The sequence below is a fragment of the Rhizobium sp. CF080 genome, from assembly GCF_000282095.2.
GTDB lineage: Bacteria > Pseudomonadota > Alphaproteobacteria > Rhizobiales > Rhizobiaceae > Neorhizobium.
On the sequence record NZ_AKKC02000013.1, the window covers coordinates 33,941 to 53,805 of the forward strand.

Consider the following 19,865-nt stretch of genomic DNA (forward strand, 5'->3'; position numbering starts at 1 on the left):
ATGTGGCTTGACACTAAGTTCAGAAAATGAACAAATCAACGCCAATAAATTATAAAAATGATCTAAGGCGGCAACGTCCGCCCTCATGTCAACAAAACCAAGGGTGAACAACCATGACCATGTTCTTGAAAAGCCGTCATTTTGCGCTTGCCTGCGCGGTTGCCGGCAGCCTCGTGTTTCCAGTCGCGGCCAGGGCCGCCACGCTCAACGTGATGCAGACCGAAGCCCCGCGCTCCATGGATCCGGGCGACCAGACCGCGACCTATACCGCAGCCCTGCTCGACCCCATGTACGAAGGCCTCGTCAAGCGCGATCCCGATCTGTCGCTGAAGCCCGCGCTCGCCACCGAATGGTCGGCCGACGCGTCCGGTCTCGTCTGGACCTTCAAGCTGCGTCCGGGCGTAAAGTTCCATGACGGCACGGCCTTCGATGCCGACGCCGTGGTCAAGAATTTCACCCGTCACCTCGATACCAAGCGCGGCCTTGCCGCCAGCGGCCGGTTGCGCACCTTCCTCGAAGGCGTTACCGCCGTCGATCCGATGACCGTTCAGTTCAAGCTGAAGACCCAGTATCCGGCCTTCATCGCGCTTTTGACGACCGGCCCCTGCCTGATGGTCAGCCCGACTGCCGATGCGGCCGGCACGATCGGCTCCAAGGCCGTCGGCACCGGTCCCTACAAGCTGCAGGAATACAAGTCCGGCGAATACGTCATCCAGGCCAAGAACACCGCCTGGTGGGGCGGCGCGCCGAAGGGCGAAGACCAGATCAAGTGGACCTGGACGGCCGAGCCTTCGGTGATGAACATGGCGCTGCAGACCGGTGACGCCGACGTCATCAACCCGTTCCCGGCCGCCTTTGCCGCGCAGGTCAAGGCGAACCCGGAGATGAAGCTCTCGACGACCGACGGTTCGGCCGTCTTCTGGGTGTCGCTCAATACGAAGCTGAAGCCGCTCGACGACGTGCGCGTCCGCCAGGCGCTGAACTATGCGACCGACCGCGACGGCATCGTCAAGGCCTTCATGAACGGCTATGCGACGCCGGCGAATTCGCCGCTTGCTCCGGTCACCCCCGGCTATGACAAGACGCTCAATCCCTATCCTTACAATGTCGAAAAGGCGAAGCAGCTTCTGAAGGAAGCCGGTTATCCGGACGGTTTCGCGATGTCGACCATCGTGCAGGAGCAGGAATCGCGCATCGGCGAACTGCTGCAGGCGATGTGGGCAAAGGCCGGCGTCAAGCTCGAAGTGCGCAAGATGGAAGGCGGCGTCTGGTCGAAGGCGGCTTTCCAGGATCCGGCCGGCAAGGAGAAGGATACGATCGGCTCGTCGATCGCCTCCTGGTCGTCGGGTGTCAACGGCGCCGACCTGCAGTTCCGCCCGCTTTACTACACGAAGAGCGCGTCGCCCGCCGGCGCCAACCTCGGCTTCTTCTCCGATGCCAAGCTCGACGAGCTGATCGACAAGGCTGCTTCGTCGCTCGACGAAAAGGCGCGCAACGCGATCTATGTCGACGCCCAGAAGGTGGTCAACGAGCAGGCTCCGCATGTTCTGCTCTATACCAAGCAGGACCTGTTTGCGACGCGCGCCAGCGTCAAGGGCACCTGGGTGATCCCCGGCGGCCTGATCGTCGTCAAGGACGCTAAGAAGTAATATCGATAGTGCGGCGGATGGAGAAATCCGTCCGCCGTTTCCTTTTATGAAACATGGGGCCGGGAACCTGGGCTCCAGGACAGGCGTATGAAAGCCTATATCACCAAGAAATTGCTGGCCCTGCCGCTGATCCTGATCGGCGTGTCGCTGCTGGTCTTCGTGGCGATCCGCGCGCTGCCGGGCGATCCGGCGCGGCTTATGGCCGGACCCGAGGCGACGCAGGAGGCCGTCGACAACATGACCGTTCGGCTCGGCCTCGACCGCAGCCTGCCGGCACAATACGCCTCCTTCGCCTATGGGGCGGTGAGGGGCGATCTCGGCACGTCCATCAAATCCAAGCTGCCCGTCGTCGACGAGATCGCCGAGCGCCTGCCGTTCACCATCGGGCTTGCGATCACCGCCTATCTGATCGCCATCGGCATCGGCGTGCCGGCCGGCATGATAGCGGCGATCTACCGGCATGGCTGGCCCGACCAGATCGTGATGATCCTTGCGATTGCCGGCGCCTCGATCGCCAATTTCTGGCTGGCGCTGATGGCGATGAATACGTTTTCCGTGCAGCTCGGCTGGCTGCCGCTGCTTGGCGCCGCGTCCTGGAAAAGCTTCATCCTGCCGTCGATCACGCTTGCCGTGCTGCCGACTGCGGTCATCGCCCGCATGACCCGCTCCAGCATGATCGAGGTGATGAGCCAGGACTATATCCGCACCGCCTATGCCAAGGGCGTCCTGCCGAGGAACATCTACTGGAGCCACGCGCTGCGCAATGCGCTGCTGCCGATCATCACCATCGTCGGCCTGAATTTCGGCAGCCTGATGGGTGGCGCGGTCGTGACCGAATCCGTTTTCAACTGGCCGGGCATCGGACGTTTCCTCGTCGATGCGGTGCGTTACCGCGACTATCCCGTCATCCAGGGCGTGACGCTCGTCGCCGTCACCGGCGTGGTCGTCATCAACTTTCTGGCGGAAATGCTGATCGCCTTCCTCAACCCGAAGATAAGGTTCGACTGATGGCATCCGTTGACACCGATATCGCGTCGCGCCGGCCAGCGGTCTACCGGGGACTGCGCTGGATGGCGACCCATCGCAGCATCACCATCGGCGGCTTCCTGATCGGCATCATTGTGCTCGCCGCGATCTTCGCGCCGGTGATCGTACCGGCCGATCCCTATATCCAGGACCTTCTGGCGACCATGGAGCCGCCGTCGCTCGCGCATCCGTTCGGCACTGACGACAACGGCCGCGATATCTTTGCCCGCGTCATTTTTGGAGCGCGCATTTCCCTGGCGGAAGTGGTTCTGGCCGTCGGGTTGGCAGTGCTTGTCGGCGTGCCGCTCGGCATCCTGTCGGGCATGAGCGGGCGATATGTCGACCAGGCGATCATGTGGACGATGGACATCCTGTTTGCCTTTCCGGGCATCGTGCTCGCCATCCTGATCGTCAGCGTGCTCGGCAGCAGCCTGATCAACCTTTTGATCGCCATTGCCATTTTTTCCGTGCCGGTCTACGCCCGGCTTAGCCGCAACCTGACGCTCGGTCTGAAGGGCATGGATTATGTCGAAGCCGCCGTCTCGCTCGGCATCTCGCGCCGCCGTATCATGAGCCATTACATCCTGCGCAACGCGATCGGACCGATCATCGTGCAGTCGACGCTGACTGCCGGCACCGTCATCCTGTCGGCCGCAAGCCTGTCGTTCCTCGGCCTCGGCGCACAGCCGCCGCTGCCCGAATGGGGTGCGATGATGAGCGACGGCCGCAACTATCTCGGCCTCAATATCTGGATGTCGCTGTTTCCGGGCCTGGCGATCATGATCACCGTGCTTGGCTTCAACATCCTCGGCGACGGCCTTCGCGACCTTCTGGATCCGCGCAAATGAGCATCGGCTCCACACCCCGCACGACAGGCCGGATCGGGCCGGGCGGACCGGTCTTCTGCGTCGATATCGGCGGGTCCTTCATGAAATTCGCGGTCTCCCCGGCGCCGGGCGCGCTGGTGCCGCTCGAAAAGGTGGCGACGCCGGCCGTAAGCTGGGAGGATCTCGCCGCTTCGCTTTCGGCGCTGATCGAGCGGAGTGCGCATGAGGGTGAGGCGGCTTCGCCATTGGCGCTGTCGATCGCGGGTCTCATTGATCCCAGAAACGGCATCGCCACCTCTGCCAATATTCCCTGCATCACCGGACGGCGGATCGGCGACGAACTTTCGGCGATCCTCGGGCGGCCGGTACTCGCTGCCAATGACGCCGACTGTCTGACGCTTGCCGAAGCCAACGAGGGCGTCGGGCGCGGCCATTCGGTGGTCTTCTGCGCCATCATGGGCACCGGCATCGGCGGGGGCCTCGCAATCGACGGCCGGCTGGTGCGCGGCGCCGGCGGCGTCACCGGCGAATGGGGCCATGGGCCGATCCTCAACACGAGTGTCGAGCTTGGTGGCGAGACGCTCCATGTTCCGCGCTTTTCCTGCGGCTGCGGCCAGTCCGGCTGCGTCGATACGATCGGCGGGGCACGCGGCATCGAGCGGCTGCACCATTTCCTGCATGGCTGCGAGGAGACCAGCTACCGGATCCTCGAAGACTGGCAGGCGGGGGAGGCGAGGGCGGCAAGGACCGTTGCCGTCTATCTCGAACTGATCGCCGATCCGCTGGCGCTGTCGGTCAATGTCACCGGTGCCTCGATCGTGCCGGTCGGAGGCGGGCTCGCCTCGGTCACGCCGCTGATCGATGCGCTGGACCGGGCGGTGCGCAAGCGCATCCTCAACCGCTTCGATCACCCGCTGGTGACGCCCGCGCTCCGCCAGGAGGACGGTGGGCTGGTGGGAGCTGCGGTGCTCGGCCATCAAAGTGCCGTTCACGGTCACGAAAGTGCCGTCTAAAGTCACGAAGGTGACGGTCATCAAGGAGACTGATTCTGTCCATCCTGCTCGAAGTCTGCGTCGATAGCCCCGAAGGTCTCGCAGCCGCCATCGCCGGCGGCGCGAACCGGATCGAACTCTGCGCGGCACTCGATGTCGGCGGCCTGACGCCGCCGCCCGGCATGATCGCGCTTGCCGCAAGCGCACCGATCCCGGCCTATGTGATCATCCGCCCTCGGGCCGGCAGCTTCATCTACGACGCCGACAACGAGGCGGCGATGATGGCCGATATCGATGCGGTGCGGGCGGCCGGTCTTGCGGGTGTGGTGATCGGGGCAAGTCGCCCGGACATGACGCTCGACTTGCCCTTGCTCAAGCGGTTGATGGCGCATGCCCAAGGCCTCGGCGTGACGCTGCACCGTGCCTTCGATCTGGTGCCGGATCCGTTCGAAGCCTTGGAACAGGCGGTCGATCTCGGTGTCGAGCGTGTCCTGACCTCCGGCCTTAAGGTGAGCGGGCCTGACGGGATCGAGATGCTGACGACGCTGGTGGAGCAGGCGGGAGATAGAATGTCGATCATGCCGGGCGGCGGCATCAATCTGGCGACCGTCGAACGGGTGGTTCGCGAAACCGGCGTGCACGAGATCCACAGTTCCTGCCGCCGGCCTGTCGAAAGCAAGGACGAGCGCGCCATAGCCTTCGGTTTCCAGGCGCCCGTTTCCCACGAGACGAGCAGCGAGATCGTGCGGAAGATGCGCGGTCTGCTCGATGAGCTTGGTGCGGCTGGCGGCTGATCCTTAAGCGTTCGCAGCCGCGGCCTGGTCGATCAGGTTGACGACGCCTTCCGAAAGCCGCTCGATCCGCTTCATGCACAACTCGCCGGCAAGCGGCCCGTTGTGCTTCTCGATTGCGGTCATGATCGCGTCGAGTTCCTCCAGCCGCTGCGGGAACGGAATGTTCTGGAACGCCGAAAGCTGCTTCACGATCATCACCCGGCCATCGAGCTGGCGCGCGAATTCGGCGGCGACCTGATTGCCGCAATGTTCCCGCATCATCGCGAAGAACTGCGCTTCGGACGCAAAGACGTCGCGGGGTTGCCTGTTGCGGATCGACTGGAGATAGGCCTTCAGCCGGTTGATCTGCACGGCGCTGGCATTTTCGGCAAAGCCGGTGCCGATGACCCGTTCGAGCGCCTTGCGGACCTCGTAGATTTCCTTGGCTTCCTTGCGGCCGATGCTGATCACGGTGCGGCCGCGGCGCGAGTGGTTGACGATCAGGCCTTCGGCTTCGAGATGCTGCAGCGCCTCTCGCAGAACCGTGCGGCTGATGCCGAGTTGGCCGCAGATTTCGCGTTCCACCAGTTTCTGGCCCGGCGCCAGGTTGCCGGCGGCGATCGAGGCGCGGATGGCTTCGGTGACTTTCTGGCGGAGCAGGGTCTCCGGTACGATGTTCAATCCAAGGACGGTCATGGGCGTCTGCTCGCTGATTTCAGGCACGACCCGAAAAGGGTTCTCCCATAGTCGATATATTCGACTGAATATATCGTCAAGCACGACTTTGCGGCAGGTCGTCGGGGGAGACGACCTGCCGCTCAGCAGTCCGGGAGGAATATCATGAAATCGAGGAGGTATGCACTTTCAAGGTCTACGGACGACCGCCGTTCGTCCGCTCATGCACTGCCATTTCACTGCATTTCACTGCCATTGGTATTGTCATTTCATGTCATGCGCAGAGGCTGCGGAGTGCTTCGTGCTTCTTGATCTCGATGCAACGAATGCTCCGCAGTTTGATAAGGCCGGCCGAGCGGAGTTTCGCGAAAACGCGCGACACCGTTTCGATCGTCAGGCCTAAATAATCGGCTATATCAAGCCGCGTCATGGGTATGTCGAAGTGTTCGAGCCCGCCCTGGCGTTCCGCCATGTCGATGAGGAAGCCGGCGATCCGCTCAACCGCCGTCTGGCGGCCGATCATCATGATGTGTTCATGGGCGCGCAGCATTCCGCGCAGTGCCAGCGAGAGCAGTTCCGGCAAGGCCTGGTCATTGGCGGCGCGGCTGATGGCGCGCAGCCCCGTCGGGGCGATGGCTTCGGCAAAGAAACTATGGGTCCCATCCGCTTCGAACCCGAACGTCTCCCCGGCCAGGTGGAAGGCGATGACCTGCCTCCTTCCGTCGGACAGCAGGCGATGGATCCGCACGGCGCCGAATTCGACGTGATAGAACGTTCCGGCCTTGTCGCCGGGGGCGTAGATTTCGGCGCCGGCATTGAAGGTCGTCACGGTATTGGCCCGCAGGAAGCCCGCAGTCGGGGATGGGATCACGATCTGGCTCTTGGTGAGCTCCAACTTCGTGGCATGAGCGGCTGCGGTCTGCATCTTCACGTCTCCCCTTGCTGTGATTTGAAGATGACAGAAGACAGGTCTGGGCAAAATTCGTTTGTATCACTACGGGTATTTACGTAGGGGCAGGCGGGGAGACAGGGGGCTAACGCGGCTCAGGCTGCGAGCGCAAGGCTTTTGACGAGGCCCAGAAGATCGGCGCCGTTGAACGGCTTGGCGAGGCTCAGGATCGGCCCCAGTTCGTCTTCGATGGGCGGAGACATGCCGTCGGTGAGCAGGATCACGGCCTGGCCCGACTGGCGCAGGTGCTGCCGGGCATTGGTGCAGGAGCGCAGCACCTGATCGTCGATGATCATGCAGATTGTCGGGCTGGCGATGATACTGCCGTTGCACCAGGAATCATGGGCCTCGACGCGGTAGCCTTCTACCTCGAGAGCGAATGTCAACGACTGCCTGAGGCCGAGATCGGGCGCGATGACGACTATGTTTCCCGACTGTGCTAACACCAAACTTCCCGCGCAGGTGAGGCAACCGGAGGGTCGCTCAAATCAGACATCTAGTTCCTGCACGGGGGTTCGCGCTTTGCGATAGATCAAGAAATTTCCAATTAATTATGCGGGCGTTCAATTGGGGCCGAAACCGGCGGCTATTGCCATGCGAACGAGCTGCGGCAGGCTCTTCGCCTTCATCTTGGCCATGACGTTGGCGCGATGCACCTCGACGGTGCGGGGGCTGATGTCGAGGTCGTAGGCGATCGATTTGTTCGGCAGGCCGGCAACCACAGCCGCCAGCACCTGCCTCTCCCGGTCGCTCAGGCTTTCAAGCCGTGTCTGAACCTCGGCCAGGTCGTCGGTATCGAGCATTTTGTCCGACAGCAGCTCGGCGGCTCGCTGGATTGCCTCGATGATGACCGTGTCGCCGAACGGTTTTTCGATGAAGTCGACGGCGCCTGCCTTCATCGCTTCCACGGCCATCGGCACGTCGCCGTGGCCGGTGATGACGATGGAGGGAATGCCGGCGCGGCTGGTGGTCAATTTGCGGATCAGCTCGACGCCGGTCATGTCCGGCATCCTGAGGTCGGTGACCAATACGCCGTTTCTGATGCTCGGCGCGAACTGCAGGAAGGACGAGGCGGTTTCGTGCATGCGCACCGCAAAGCCATTCATGGTCAGCATGAAGGCGAGGGACTTTCTGACCGGCTCCTCGTCATCGACGATATGGATCGTGTAGTCACCCGTCTGCATTCTCGCGTTCCTCCTTGTCGATCGGGAGTGTGAAACGGAACGTCGCTCCGCCGGCCGCATTGCGCGTCACCGTCATCTCGCCGCCATGCGCTTCGACGATGCGCTTGGAAATCGAAAGCCCTATCCCCATGCCGCCCGCCTTGGTGGTGATGAACGGCTTGAAAAGCTGCTCGGCGATCTCTCCCGGAATGCCGGGGCCGGTATCCTGGACGATCACCTCTATCATGTCGTCGTCTTCCTGGCGGGTGCGGATGACCAGTTCCCGCCGCTGGCAGTCGCGCATCGCCTCGATGGCGTTGCGCATCAGGTTGGTGAGCACCTGCTGGACCTGGATACGGTCGACGATGACCATTTCAGGCCCCTGCGCGAATTCGAAAACCGTCCTCACACCTTTTTCGCGCGAGCCCACCAGCGCCAGGGCACCAGCTTCCTCCACCAGGCGGCGGATGTTCTCCGGCGCCTTTTCCGTCTCGCCCTTGGTCACGAATTCCCGCAGATGCTTGATGATCTGGCCGGCCCGGAGCGACTGGTTCGCCGTCTCCTGCAGCGCTTCGCGCATGCGCACCGCGACGGTTTCGTCCAGGTCGCGCAGAAGGCGTGCGCAGCCGTGTACATAATTGGCAATCGCCGAGAGCGGCTGGTTCAATTCGTGGGCGAGGGTGGATGCCATTTCGCCCATTTCATTGAGGCGGGCGAGCCGGGCGAGCTCTCCCTGGATCTCCTGCAGGCGTGCAGCCGATTCCTCGCGTTCGGTGAGGTCCCGCACGAAGCCGGTAAAGAATGTCTCCCCACCGGTATGGGTCTCGCCGACCGCAAGCTTCATCGGGAAGGTGGAGCCGTCCTTGCGGCGTCCGACGACCACGCGGTCCATGCCGATGATCCGCTTTTCGCCGGTCCTCAGATACCTTTCGAGATAACCGTCATGCTCGCGGTGATAGGGTTCCGGCATCAGCATGCGCAGGTTCTGGCCGACCACCTCATCCTCACTGTAGCCGAACTGGCGGATTGCGGCGGCATTGAAGGAAACGATCGTCCCGTCCTTGGTGCTGACGATGCTGGCATCGAGAACCGTATCGAGGACGGAGCGGAGATGCGCTTCGCGGGAATCGGCTTTCGTCTGAGCCTTTTCGATCGCCTTGCGGGCGGAGTGAAGGATCTCGCCGACCAGCGCGATCACCACGCCAACGATGCCGATCACCACCATCTCCGAGAAATTGGCGCCCCGCGGCGTCAGTTCCTTGATGATGTAGGCCGCCAGAACCGAAAGGGCGACCGCGAAAAGCGAGGCGCGCATGCCGCCGATCACGGCGGCAATCAGAATCGGCGGAATGAAGAAGGTGAAGGTCGCCCGGTCGTCGAGGATGCCGTGCAGCGAGAAGCGCAGCCCGAACGCGATCAGCACGCCGAGGGTCGCAATGCCATAAACCTCGGCGGTGGAAAACCGACGGCTCAAGAAAGACTGAATATAGTCATCCTTCTTATCGACGATCGTCCTGGAAGCCATGATGCCTACCCGAAGCCGATCATCTGCAGGAAAAATGCCATTCCCTTGCGCATGTGAAACCTGACAGCCTGTCCCTAAATCGGTTCTAGCATGAGCGCGGATGCGGCGTCCAATGGCAGGAACCGTCGTGACCTAAAAAACATAATGTTTTGCGCGTTTTCTTATGTCCCGGACGAAAATACGGTCCGGCGTCCGGCGCAAATCAGAAGCGGCACTGGCGGCACCGCTTCCGCCGATGGAATGAGACGCGAGGTCCGATCGCTTACTGTTGTGGGATATTGGCGACCTTGACGTAATCGGCCCAGGCCGCGACTTCCTTTTTCAGGTATTCCTGGCCTTCTTCCGGCGTCGAGACGAACACGTCGCCGCCCTGGTCGGTCACGAACTTCTTGACCTCGTCCTGGCCCAGGACTTCCTTGGTCCAGCCGTTGATCTTGCTGACGATATCCTTCGGCGTCGCGGAGGGAACCATCATCGCGAACCAGCCGACCTGGTCCATCGGATAACCGGCTTCCGTCATGGTCGGAACGTCGGGAGCGCCCGGAATGCGCTTGGCGGAACTGACCGCCAGCAGGCGGTAGCGGCCTTCGCGAAGCTGCGACAGGGAGAAGACCGGATCCTGGGCGGCAAAGGCCATGGCGCCGCTCAGGATGTCGTTCATCGAATCGGCGCTGCTCTTGTAGGCGACTTCGACCGTTTCGAGACCGGCCTCCTGCTTGTAGATGGCGGCGAGTACCTTGCCGGACGTGTTGTTGATGGCATAGCTCGCGTTCGAGCCTTCCTTCTTCAGGTATTCCGTCAGTTCCTTCATGGTCTTGATCGGGCTCGAGACCGGGACGGCGATCATGTGCGGCTGCTTGTTGACGGTGGCTGCGACCTGCAGGTCCTTCACCACGTCGAAGGGCGGCGTCTTGAACATGTGCATGTTGCCGGCAACGGCGCTGCCGGTGTGGAAGAAGATCGTATAGCCGTCCGGCTTGGAGCGCGTGACGTACTGGCCGGCAATATTGCCGCCGGCGCCGGGCTTGTTTTCGACGATGATGGTGGCGCCCGAAACCTTGGCGATCTTCTCGGCGAAGTAACGGACGATGACGTCAGCGCCGCTGCCTGCCGGGAACGCACAGATCATGCTGATGGTCTGGTTCGGATAGTTGGCCTGCGCTGCAGCCGGCGAAAGGCCGAAGGCGGTTCCCGCAACGGCGACCGATGCGGCAAGCATGAAACGACGGGTCATATTCTGCATAAATTTCCTCCCATGGATGACCGGGCCTCGCAGTCGACGCCGGTCGGTCGCACCTCCCCGATGCGGCCTCATGCGACAATGTATAATTATATTTGATTTAATCAACTGTTCTGGATAGAAAACGTCCCACGCAGAAACGCGTTTTCGGGAGAGGACAACATGACCGCCAATACGACCGCTCAATCCGCCGCCGCGCTCGATCTCGACCGTTTCCGGTTGAAGAATTTCGTCGAGAGCTTGAGCCCCGACGAGGTCGAGATCCGGGAGGAAAAGGTCGACCTGGCCGATGTCGCGGCCATCCTGCAAAACAATCCGAAGGCCGTCTGGTTCAGACAAGCCGGCCCCGAAGGCCAGCAGCTGATCGGCAACGTGGTCGGCAGCCGGTCGCGTCTTGCCAAGGCTTTCGGCGTGCCGGCCGGCGACGTGGCGCTCGAGATGCGCCGCCGCCTGTCGCTGAAGCCGGAACTGGTGAAACTCTCCAAGGACGAAGCGCCCGTGCAGCAGGTGGTGCTGACCGGCACCGACGCCGATCTCCTCAAGCTGCCGGTCCACGTGCAGCACGCGCTCGACGGTGCGCCCTACATTTCCGCGACGATCGACTACACGATCGACCCGAAGGACGGACGCTACAATTGCGGCATGCGCCGCCTGATGCTGCGCGGTCCGCAGGAAGCCGGCGTCGACCTGATCGCGCCGAGCGACCTGCGCGTCATGTACATGGCCGCGTCGGAGCGCGGCGAGCGGCTGAACGTCGCCTACGTGGTCGGCTGCCACCCGATCGACATGGTCTCTGCGACCATGAAGGAGCCGGTCGACGAACTGGAGCTGATTTCCTCGCTGCGCGCCGCACCGCTGCCGGTCGTCAAGTGCGTGACGAACGACATCATGGTTCCGGCCGATGCGGAAATGGTCATCGAGGGGTATTTCGACGAGCGCGGTTATGTCGAGAAGGAAGGACCTTACGGCGAATATCTCGGCTATTACGGCGTCGTGAAGACCAATCCGGTCTTCCATGTCACCGCGATCACCCATCGCAGGGATGCGCTCTTCCAGACCGCGACGATCAGCGGCAACCGCATGGACTTTACCGACACGTCCAATCTCGAGGCGCTCCGCATGGAGATGAACGTCTGGAAGACGCTCGGCGACGTCGTGCGCCAGCCGGTCGCCGTTTATGCGCCGGTCGCTGCCGGTGGTTCGATGAGCATGCGCTTCTCCATCCGCCAAACCTATCCGGGCGAGGCGCGTTCTGCGCTTTACGCGGTGCTTGGCGCTGTCGGCGTCAAGAACGTCTTCGTCGTCGATCCGGATATCGACATCTTCGACGACAGCCAGATGGAATGGGCGTTCGGCACCCGCTTCCAGGCGGACCGGGATCTGGTGATCGCCACCGGCGTGCGCCTGTCGCCGCTCGATCCGTCGCTTCACGGCTCCCGCTCGGGCGCCAAGGCCGGCTACGACCTGACCTGGCCGATGCAGCATGCCCAGAACTGGGAACTCGTCACGCCGCAGGCTCCGACCTATCCGGGCAAACGCTTCCCCTCGCTCGAGGCGGCATTGAAGGACGGTCCGAAGCACTTCGAGGAATTGATGGCCGCGGTCGGCAGCCGCGACGGGCGCGAGGTCGTTCGCGAACTCGACACCTTCCGCTCCCAAGGCATGGAACGCGACGAGCGCGGCCGTTATTATCTTCCGCGGTAAATGTGCCTCATTTCAGCACGTTGTGCCTTGTCGAGACAGCCTTCCGGATATCGATCCGGGAGGTTTTTCATTTTGAATCGAGAAAAGCCCGTCCGGGCCTGCCTAACGGATACGGCCCTTGCCAAATACCATTCATTTCTTGGGGTCGCGTCGTTATGCTTTCTCTAATTGATGGATTTCTATGGTGTGGTTCCGTCGCCGGTTCCGGGAGCAGAGATGTCTTACGCCGATAGCATCGATATCGCAGAGCGCAGACGGCTCGACGCGTTGCATGGGTACCGCATCGCGGGCTCCGGGCCCGAAAACCGTTTCGACCGCATCTGCCGCTTTGCCTCGGAGCTCTTTTCCACGCGCATGGCCTTCGTGACGCTGATCGAAGAGGATCGGCAATGGTTCAAAGCCTGTTCGGGGTTCGATGTCGAGGAGACCCGCCGGTCGGAGTCCTTTTGCGACCACACGATCCGTACGGACGATGTTCTCGTGGTGCCCGATGCCCGGCTCGACGCGCGGTTTTCCAGCCTGCCGATCGTCACCGGGGATCCTTTCATCCGGTTTTATGCCGGTGCCCCGCTGATCTCGCCGGACGGTTTCCGGCTGGGGGCGCTCTGCATCGCCGACACGCAGGTGCGTGAAAGCTTCTCCGAGCGGGAAAGGCGGGCGCTTGCGGGCCTTGCCGCCATGGTGATGGAGCACATCGAATTGCGCCGCGAGGGCATACCGCAGGCGACGGCCGCCAAGTTTGCGGATGCCACCGAGCTTTCGATGATTACCGTCGATCCCACCGGTCGGGTCGAGTTCGTCAACCGGGCGGCGCTCGACATGTTCGGTTTTGGCCGGGAGGAGATGATCGGCAGCTCGCTCGACCTGATCGTGCCGGAGCGATTCCGTGCCGCCCACAATGCCGGTCTCGCGCGCGTGGCCGCGGGCGGCAATTCCAAGCTCAAGGGCAAGACCGTCGAGGTGTCGGCCCGCCGCAAGGATGGTACGGAATTTCCGATCGAGATCGCCCTGTCGATCTGGCAGGATCAGCGTGGCGTCGGCATGGGCGCCATCATCAAGGACATCTCGGAACGCCGCGACCGCGACGTCCGGCTGTTGCGGCTGGCAAGCCAGGATACCCTGACCGGCCTGTGCAACCGGCACCGCTTCGAGGACCTTCTGCGCGAGGAACTCGGGCGCGGCCGGCCGCTCGCCGTGCTGCTGTTCGATCTCGACGGTTTCAAGGAGGTCAACGACCGCCTGGGGCACGGCGTCGGCGATTCCCTGTTGCAGGCGATCGGCGTGCGGTTGCCGGCGGTCCTCGACCGCAATGTCACCGTATCCCGTTTCGGTGGTGACGAGTTTGCGATACTCATTCCGGGCACCGGCGATCCGCTCGTCGCGCAGGATACCGCCAATGCCGTCATCGAGGCGTTCAAGGTGCCGTTCGAGGTTGCCGGTCACACGTTCCGCATCGGTGCGAGCGTCGGTTTTTCGCTCGCTCCCAGCCACGGCTCGGATGCCGAGGAACTGATCGCCAGTGCCGACTTCGCACTCTATCGGGCCAAGCAGGCCGGCGGCCGCGTGGTGCGCATGTTCGAACTGTCGATGCGCAACGAGACGCTCGCAAGGCGAACGCTCCGGGACGAATTGCTGAGGGCCTTGCACCGACGCGAACTCGTGCTGCACTATCAGCCCCAGGTGACGCTCGACACCGGCGAGGTCTTCGGCGTCGAGGCGCTCATCCGCTGGCAGCACCCGGAACGCGGTCTCCTGTCGCCTGCCGCCTTCCTCCCGGCTCTGGAGCAGAGCTCGCTCGCGCTCGACGTGGGATTCTGGGTGCTGGATGAGGCGGGGCGGCAGATGGCCGCCTGGAATGCGGCCGGTTATCCGCCGATCAAAATGGGCGTCAACCTGTTTGCCGCCCAGGTTCGGGCCGGCGATCTCCACCAGGGCGTCTCCGACCTGATTGCCCGCTACGGGCTGGATCCGCATTTCCTCGAAATCGAAATCACCGAGACGGTCACGCTCAACGACGATGACCAGTCGCTCGAATCGATCCAGGCGCTGCGGGAACTCGGCGTCGGCATCGCCTTCGACGATTTCGGCACGGGCTACGCTTCGCTCGGTTCGCTGCAACGCTATCCGCTGACGACGCTCAAGATCGACATGGGGTTCGTGCGCCACCTCCTGACCAAGCCGCGCGACGCGGCCATCACCCGGGCGCTGATCATGCTCAGCAAGGAACTCGGGCTGAAGACGATCGCCGAAGGGATCGAGACCGAGGAGCAGGAGGAGGCGCTTCGCAGGATGGGCTGCGAGGCGGGACAGGGCTATCGTTACGGCAAGGCGATGCCGGCCGACGAGGTTGCGCGGCTCTTCGTCCAGCCGATGGAAACGCGACGTATCCTGGCCAAGTAATTCGGCCTGCTCTCGCATGAGCAGTGCCGGAACCGGAAGCAAAATCGGGGCGTTAGATATCTTTTAGCGAATTGCGATAATCCCGTGGGAGATTTCCAAAACCCTCCCGATTTCAATTGTCAACAATCGCGGAAACCCTATAACCTGTGATGCATTGGCATCAGGGACGGCGCATGTTCAGACTGACGGAGCTTTCCGAAATCGATCTGAATCAGTTGTTTAATCTCTCGCCCAATCCCTATGTCATACTCGACCGGGAATTGCGGCTTGTCGGGATGAATGACGCTTATCTGGCGGTGACGGGGCGCAGCCGCGAAGAGCTTGTCGGCCGCAATTTATTCGATGCGTTTCCGAGCGAACCGGATTCCGTTCCGGGCCGGCTGCTGCGCCAATCCTTTGCCAAGGTCCTATCGACCGGTGAGGTGGATCATCTGCCGCTCGTCCCCTATCCGATCCAGGGTCCCGATGGAGAGCTTGAGGATCGTTATTGGAGCGCCACCCATACGCCGATCAAGGACGAGGCCGGCAAGCTCACCTTCATCCTGCAGCACACCGTGGATGTGACCGAACTTCACCTGCTGCGCAGCCGGTCTGCGGGCGACGGCGGCCTGCAGTTCCATACCGACCTGATGCGCCGGGCCGATGCCGTCCAGGGGCAGAATGTCGCGCTTGGCGAGGAACGGGAATATCTGCGCATGCTGTTCGAGCAGGCGCCCGGCTTCATGGCGGTGCTGCGCGGCCCGGAGCATGTCTTCTCGATCGTCAACAGGTCCTACCGGGCGATCGTCGGCCGCGAGAACCTGATCGGCAAGACGGTGCGCGAGGCTCTGCCGGATATTGCCGGCCAGGGCTTTTACGAACTGCTCGACGAGGTTTACCGAACCGGCACGCCTTACAGCGCCTATGGTGCGCGCGTCATTCTCCAGCCCTCCGAAAGCGGACAGTCGGAGGAACGCTTTCTCGATTTTGTCTATCAGCCAATTCGCGATCGCGACGGTCTGATCAGCGGCATCTTCGTGCAGGGTCAGGATGTCACGGAGCTTCGCCGTGCGCAGGAGGCGGCCCGCGAGAACGAAGACCGTTTCCGCACGCTCGCCCAGTCACTGCCGACGCATGTGTGGACGGCGACGCCTGATGGCCGGATGCAATGGTGCAACGATCAGATCTTCACCTATAGCGGCCTGGAATCCTTCTATTTCGACAAGGATCGGCGCTCCGAGATGCTGCATCCGGACGATTCGCCCCGGATCGCTGCGGCCTGGGGCGAGGCCTTGCGCGCCGGAGGGCGTCTGGAGACGGAAATCCGCCTGCGCCGCCACGACGGCGTCTACCGCTGGTTCATCACCCGCGCGGTGCCGATCAAGAATGGCGAGGGCGAGATCACCCTCTGGGTCGCCACGAATACGGACATCGACGAGCAGAAGAAGACCGAATCGGAGCTTTCCAACCTCGCCGAAACTCTCGGCCACCGGGTCGAGGAAAGAACGATCGAGCTCGAGCGGACGCAGGAAGTGCTTCGCCAGAGCCAGAAGATGGAGGCGATCGGCAATCTCGCCGGCGGCATCGCCCACGACTTCAACAATCTCCTGCAGGTGATCACCGGCAATCTTCAGCTTCTCGGCCGGGAATTCGCGGGCAATGAGGTTGCCGAGAAGCGGTTGAACAGCGCGCTTGCGGGGGCTTCGCGCGGCGCCCGGCTCGCCTCGCAGCTTCTCGCCTTCGGCCGCCGCCAGCCGCTTTCGCCAAAGGTGATCAATCTGAGCCGCCTGATCCGCGAGATGGATCATCTGCTACGGCGCAGCCTCGGTGAAGCGATCGAGATCGACACGATCGTCGGCGGCGGGCTGTGGAACACGCTGGTCGATCCGAGCAATGTGGAGAATGCGCTCCTCAACCTCGCGATCAATGCGCGCGATGCGATGAACGGGCAGGGCAAGCTGACGATCGAACTCGGCAATGCTTATCTCGACGACGAATATGCGCGGCATATGTTCGACGTGGCGGCCGGGCAATATGTGATGCTCGCCGTCTCCGACACCGGCACGGGCATGACGGCCGACATTCTGGACAAGGTCTTCGATCCCTTCTTCACCACCAAGCCGGAAGGCAAGGGGACCGGGCTCGGGCTGTCGATGGTCTACGGTTTCGTCAAGCAGTCGGGCGGCCATATCAGGATCTACAGCGAGCCGGACAACGGCACGACCGTGCGGATCTATCTTCCGCGATCGATGGAGGACGAGGATCTCGTCGCCGACAATGCCGGGGGCGCCGCCTTCGGCGGTCACGAAACGATCCTTGTAGTCGAGGACGACGAAGCGGTGCGGGAAATCACCGTCAGCCTGCTTGCCGAACTCGGCTACCGGGTCCTGAGGGCCAAGGATGCCGACAGCGGGCTTGCTATCGTCGAGAGCGGGGTGCCGATCGACTGCCTGTTCACGGATGTGGTGATGCCGGGCCGGTTGAAGAGCCGCGATCTCGCCAAGAGGGCCAAGGAGCGGCTGCCGCATCTCGGCGTGCTGTTCACGTCGGGTTATACCGAGAACTCGATCGTTCATGGAGGACGGCTCGATCCGGGCGTCAATCTCTTGAGCAAGCCCTATACGCGGGAGGCTCTCGCCCGGAAGATCCGCCAGGTAATCGATCAGAATCGGCAGGCTGCGCCGCCGCGCTTGCCGGAAAACCCAGGGGAGATGTCTTTGGCCAAACCTGCTGTCGAGCAAACGCCGGCGTCGGATCTGCCGATCGCCGTTCTGCTGGTGGAGGACGAAGCGCTGATCCGCATTTCAACGGCGGATTTCCTGCAGGATTCCGGCATGACCGTGATCGAGGCCGGATCTGCCGTCGAGGCGCTCGCTGCAGTCGACGGCGATCCGATCGACGTCCTCGTCACCGATGTCCACCTGCCGGAAATGAGCGGGTTGCAGCTCGCATTGAAATTGCGTGAAACGCTGCCGGATCTGCCGGTGATCTTCGCGACCGGCGATCGCAATGTGCCCGGATCGGAAACGCTCGACCAGACGGCGCTGATCACCAAGCCCTACGACTATGAGCTGCTGACAACCCGTATCCGGGCCATGGTGACGCCGCGCAGGGGCGGCTGAGGGTGCTCGCCGTGACCGAGTTTCAGATACGCCCTCCAGCCTCCACGATGACCTTCGTCAGGCTGCCGTTCGCCGGGAAGAGCGGGATGAGGCAGGCCTGCAGGGCGTGGTAGATGTCGCCCTTGCCGGGGAAGAGGGTGTGGGCGGGACGCATGTCCTCGGTCAGTTCCTCGTGCCAGCCGCCATGTCTGTGGTCGATGAAGCGGTTGGCGATCGTGCCCCAGATCAGCCGGTAGCTGTCCTCGTGGAAATTATCGGCCGGCAGATGCTCGTTGAGGAAATGCGCGGCACCGGCTGCCTCGCACATCGGCCACCAGAGCTTGTTGGTCTTGGCGGGTTGGTCCTGCCAGTCGAGCGTATAGAAGAAGCCGCCTTTCTGCTTGTCCCAGCCCAGTGACATGGACTGGACGAACAGCGATTTGGCCGCATCAGGCATCCAGGCGTGTTTTTTATCGCCGAGCGTCCAGAGCTGCAGCAGCAGGCGCGACCATTCCAACCAATGGCCGGGCGTGGTGCCGGCCGGGCGGAACATCTCGTCGGGATGATAATAGCCCTTGTCGATCGTCCAATCCGGGTCGAAATGCTCGGCGACCCGGAAACCGACGCTGCCGGCGCAGCGGCGGATGACGAGGTCGGCAATACTTTCCGCCTTGTCGAGATAGGCCGTTTCGCCGGTTGCCTCGAAAGCGGCCATCAGCGCTTCGGTGAGGTGCATGTTGGAGTTCTGGCCGCGATAGCTGCCGCCATCGATCGGCGACCAATCACGATTGAACTCCTCCGCGATCGCACCGTGGCGGGTTTCCCAGAACTTCGTTTCCAGGACCTCCGTGATGTCGGCCAGCATCTGGTCGGCGAGCGGATGGCCGGCGACTTTTGCCGAGGCGGCGGCGAGCAGTACGAAGGCATGGCCGTAGCCCTGCTTGGCGGAATCGGCTGCGCCATCATCATTGACCTGCCAGAAATAGCCGCCATATTCGGTATCGCGATGACGGTCCCAGAGGGTGCGCATGCCGTGGTCGATGATGTCACCCGAGCCCGGCCGGCCGAGCAAGTAGGCGATCGAGAAGCAATGGACCATGCGCGCCGAGGCATGGATGCCGCGGGCCGGATTGGCGCCGCCGATCGGCGAACCCAGGTCGTCGAGATCGAAGAAGCCGCCGTTGGGGTTCATCGCCCGGATTTGAAAGAAATCGAAAAGCCCGTCCGCCTGATCCAGGAGCCAGCGCCGATGGTAGGGGAGGCTCGCCCAGTTGGCTTCTCTCTGACCGGTGTCACTCATGAAAACCTCGGAATCGCTGTGGCGGGGGCAGTGGTTCAGAACGCCTATAGCGCCCGGCCGGTTGCATGTCATCGACTATTCTGCGGCCGTATTCGTCCGCTCATATCAAGCGGGCCATCGGTTATATATTGACATAAAGATATCTTTATGCGGTTATTGAGCGAAATCGATACGATAAAGGGATGTGCCATGTTCGACGAACTCTTTGGTCCCGAGGCCGCCGCGCGCGACGGCGCGGAGATTCTGGCGGCACTCAAGGCGGCTGCGCGCGAGCGCATCCTCATCATCGATGGCGCGATGGGCACCGAAATCCAGGGGCTTGGTTTCGACGAGGGGCATTTCCGCGGCGAGCGGTTCGCCGGCTGCGCCTGCCATCAGCAGGGCAATAACGACCTTCTGATTCTGTCGCAGCCGCAGGCGGTCGAGGACATCCATTACCGTTATGCCAAGGCCGGTGCCGACATCATCGAGACCAATACGTTCTCCTCGACCCGCATCGCCCAGGCCGACTACCAGATGGAGAACGCGGTCTACGACCTGAACCGCGACGGGGCACGGCTGG

The 19,865-nt window shown here is 62.5% G+C and carries 16 protein-coding genes; 9 read left to right on the top strand and 7 right to left on the bottom strand.

The features are described from left to right. The first annotated feature begins 113 nt into the window (after positions 1–113). The 5 genes from PMI07_RS25705 to PMI07_RS25725 all read left to right on the top strand — a co-directional run bounded on the left by PMI07_RS25705 (position 114) and on the right by PMI07_RS25725 (position 5,288). Entirely contained in the window at positions 114–1,649 is a 1,536-nt protein-coding gene (locus tag PMI07_RS25705) for an ABC transporter substrate-binding protein (RefSeq protein WP_007772394.1), read from the top strand. Positions 1,650–1,736: 87 nt separating this feature from the next. After that, positions 1,737–2,657: an ABC transporter permease gene (locus PMI07_RS25710; protein WP_007772393.1), complete on the top strand. Its 921-nt coding sequence runs from the start codon at positions 1,737–1,739 to the stop codon at positions 2,655–2,657. Then, positions 2,657–3,523 carry an ABC transporter permease gene (locus tag PMI07_RS25715; protein WP_007772391.1) on the top strand — a complete coding sequence of 289 codons (867 nt, stop codon included), beginning with the start codon at positions 2,657–2,659 and terminating at the stop codon, positions 3,521–3,523. Before PMI07_RS25710 ends, PMI07_RS25715 begins: the two co-directional genes overlap by 1 nt. Then, positions 3,520–4,515: an ROK family protein gene (locus PMI07_RS25720; RefSeq protein ID WP_007772382.1), complete on the top strand. Its 996-nt coding sequence runs from the start codon at positions 3,520–3,522 to the stop codon at positions 4,513–4,515. Before PMI07_RS25715 ends, PMI07_RS25720 begins: the two co-directional genes overlap by 4 nt. A gap of 35 nt (positions 4,516–4,550) precedes the next feature. After that, a complete protein-coding gene (locus PMI07_RS25725; RefSeq protein ID WP_037088386.1) occupies positions 4,551–5,288 on the top strand; it encodes a copper homeostasis protein CutC in 738 nt (245 codons plus the stop codon). Positions 5,289–5,291: 3 nt separating this feature from the next. Here the strand turns inward: PMI07_RS25725 and PMI07_RS25730 are convergent, their stop codons facing one another. From PMI07_RS25730 to PMI07_RS25755, 6 genes are all read right to left on the bottom strand, one after another. Beyond that, on the bottom strand, positions 5,292–5,963 hold the full coding sequence (locus PMI07_RS25730; protein WP_007772377.1) for a GntR family transcriptional regulator: 672 nt from the start codon (positions 5,961–5,963) through the stop codon (positions 5,292–5,294). 253 nt (positions 5,964–6,216) lie between these two features. Beyond that, on the bottom strand, positions 6,217–6,867 hold the full coding sequence (locus tag PMI07_RS25735; RefSeq protein WP_007772375.1) for a helix-turn-helix domain-containing protein: 651 nt from the start codon (positions 6,865–6,867) through the stop codon (positions 6,217–6,219). A gap of 119 nt (positions 6,868–6,986) precedes the next feature. Further along, the gene (locus tag PMI07_RS25740; protein WP_007772373.1) at positions 6,987–7,337 is read right to left on the bottom strand and encodes a hypothetical protein; all 351 of its coding nucleotides are present in this window, start codon (positions 7,335–7,337) and stop codon (positions 6,987–6,989) included. A gap of 117 nt (positions 7,338–7,454) precedes the next feature. Beyond that, positions 7,455–8,075, bottom strand: a complete 621-nt coding sequence (fixJ, locus tag PMI07_RS25745; protein WP_007772372.1) for a response regulator FixJ — start codon at positions 8,073–8,075, stop codon at positions 7,455–7,457. Continuing rightward, entirely contained in the window at positions 8,062–9,474 is a 1,413-nt protein-coding gene (locus PMI07_RS25750) for a PAS domain-containing sensor histidine kinase (RefSeq protein WP_245277236.1), read from the bottom strand. The genes fixJ and PMI07_RS25750 overlap by 14 nt, the downstream gene beginning before the upstream one ends. A gap of 367 nt (positions 9,475–9,841) precedes the next feature. Continuing rightward, positions 9,842–10,822 (bottom strand): tripartite tricarboxylate transporter substrate binding protein, encoded by a 981-nt coding sequence (locus PMI07_RS25755; RefSeq protein WP_007751675.1) that lies wholly within the window; start codon positions 10,820–10,822, stop codon positions 9,842–9,844. 159 nt (positions 10,823–10,981) lie between these two features. On the opposite strand from PMI07_RS25755, the gene PMI07_RS25760 reads away from it, so the two are divergent. From PMI07_RS25760 to PMI07_RS25770, 3 genes are all read left to right on the top strand, one after another. Beyond that, on the top strand, positions 10,982–12,523 hold the full coding sequence (locus PMI07_RS25760) for a UbiD family decarboxylase (protein WP_007751678.1): 1,542 nt from the start codon (positions 10,982–10,984) through the stop codon (positions 12,521–12,523). Positions 12,524–12,739: 216 nt separating this feature from the next. Beyond that, positions 12,740–14,923 (top strand): EAL domain-containing protein, encoded by a 2,184-nt coding sequence (locus PMI07_RS25765; RefSeq protein ID WP_007751680.1) that lies wholly within the window; start codon positions 12,740–12,742, stop codon positions 14,921–14,923. A 173-nt stretch (positions 14,924–15,096) separates the two neighbouring features. Beyond that, positions 15,097–18,024 carry a PAS domain-containing protein gene (locus tag PMI07_RS25770; RefSeq protein ID WP_024164158.1) on the top strand — a complete coding sequence of 976 codons (2,928 nt, stop codon included), beginning with the start codon at positions 15,097–15,099 and terminating at the stop codon, positions 18,022–18,024. 22 nt (positions 18,025–18,046) lie between these two features. On the opposite strand, the gene PMI07_RS25775 is transcribed toward PMI07_RS25770, so the two are convergent. Then, positions 18,047–19,303, bottom strand: a complete 1,257-nt coding sequence (locus tag PMI07_RS25775) for an AGE family epimerase/isomerase (RefSeq protein WP_007773696.1) — start codon at positions 19,301–19,303, stop codon at positions 18,047–18,049. Positions 19,304–19,492: 189 nt separating this feature from the next. Here PMI07_RS25775 and PMI07_RS25780 point away from each other — a divergent pair. Continuing rightward, positions 19,493–19,865: homocysteine S-methyltransferase family protein (locus PMI07_RS25780; protein ID WP_024164159.1), on the top strand; the 373-nt coding region annotated here is incomplete at its 3' end.

What these genes read in the sequence shown, in the direction of transcription:
- PMI07_RS25705 (WP_007772394.1), top strand. Translation starts at nt 114, where the DNA reads ATGACCATGTTCTTGAAAAGCCGTCATTTTGCGCTTGCCTGCGCGGTT.
- PMI07_RS25710 (WP_007772393.1), top strand. Translation starts at nt 1,737, where the DNA reads ATGAAAGCCTATATCACCAAGAAATTGCTGGCCCTGCCGCTGATCCTG.
- PMI07_RS25715 (WP_007772391.1), top strand. Translation starts at nt 2,657, where the DNA reads ATGGCATCCGTTGACACCGATATCGCGTCGCGCCGGCCAGCGGTCTAC.
- PMI07_RS25720 (WP_007772382.1), top strand. Translation starts at nt 3,520, where the DNA reads ATGAGCATCGGCTCCACACCCCGCACGACAGGCCGGATCGGGCCGGGC.
- PMI07_RS25730 (WP_007772377.1), bottom strand. Translation starts at nt 5,963, where the DNA reads ATGACCGTCCTTGGATTGAACATCGTACCGGAGACCCTGCTCCGCCAG.
- PMI07_RS25735 (WP_007772375.1), bottom strand. Translation starts at nt 6,867, where the DNA reads ATGCAGACCGCAGCCGCTCATGCCACGAAGTTGGAGCTCACCAAGAGC.
- fixJ (WP_007772372.1), bottom strand. Translation starts at nt 8,075, where the DNA reads ATGCAGACGGGTGACTACACGATCCATATCGTCGATGACGAGGAGCCG.
- PMI07_RS25755 (WP_007751675.1), bottom strand. Translation starts at nt 10,822, where the DNA reads ATGCAGAATATGACCCGTCGTTTCATGCTTGCCGCATCGGTCGCCGTT.
- PMI07_RS25760 (WP_007751678.1), top strand. Translation starts at nt 10,982, where the DNA reads ATGACCGCCAATACGACCGCTCAATCCGCCGCCGCGCTCGATCTCGAC.
- PMI07_RS25765 (WP_007751680.1), top strand. Translation starts at nt 12,740, where the DNA reads ATGTCTTACGCCGATAGCATCGATATCGCAGAGCGCAGACGGCTCGAC.
- PMI07_RS25770 (WP_024164158.1), top strand. Translation starts at nt 15,097, where the DNA reads ATGTTCAGACTGACGGAGCTTTCCGAAATCGATCTGAATCAGTTGTTT.
- PMI07_RS25775 (WP_007773696.1), bottom strand. Translation starts at nt 19,303, where the DNA reads ATGAGTGACACCGGTCAGAGAGAAGCCAACTGGGCGAGCCTCCCCTAC.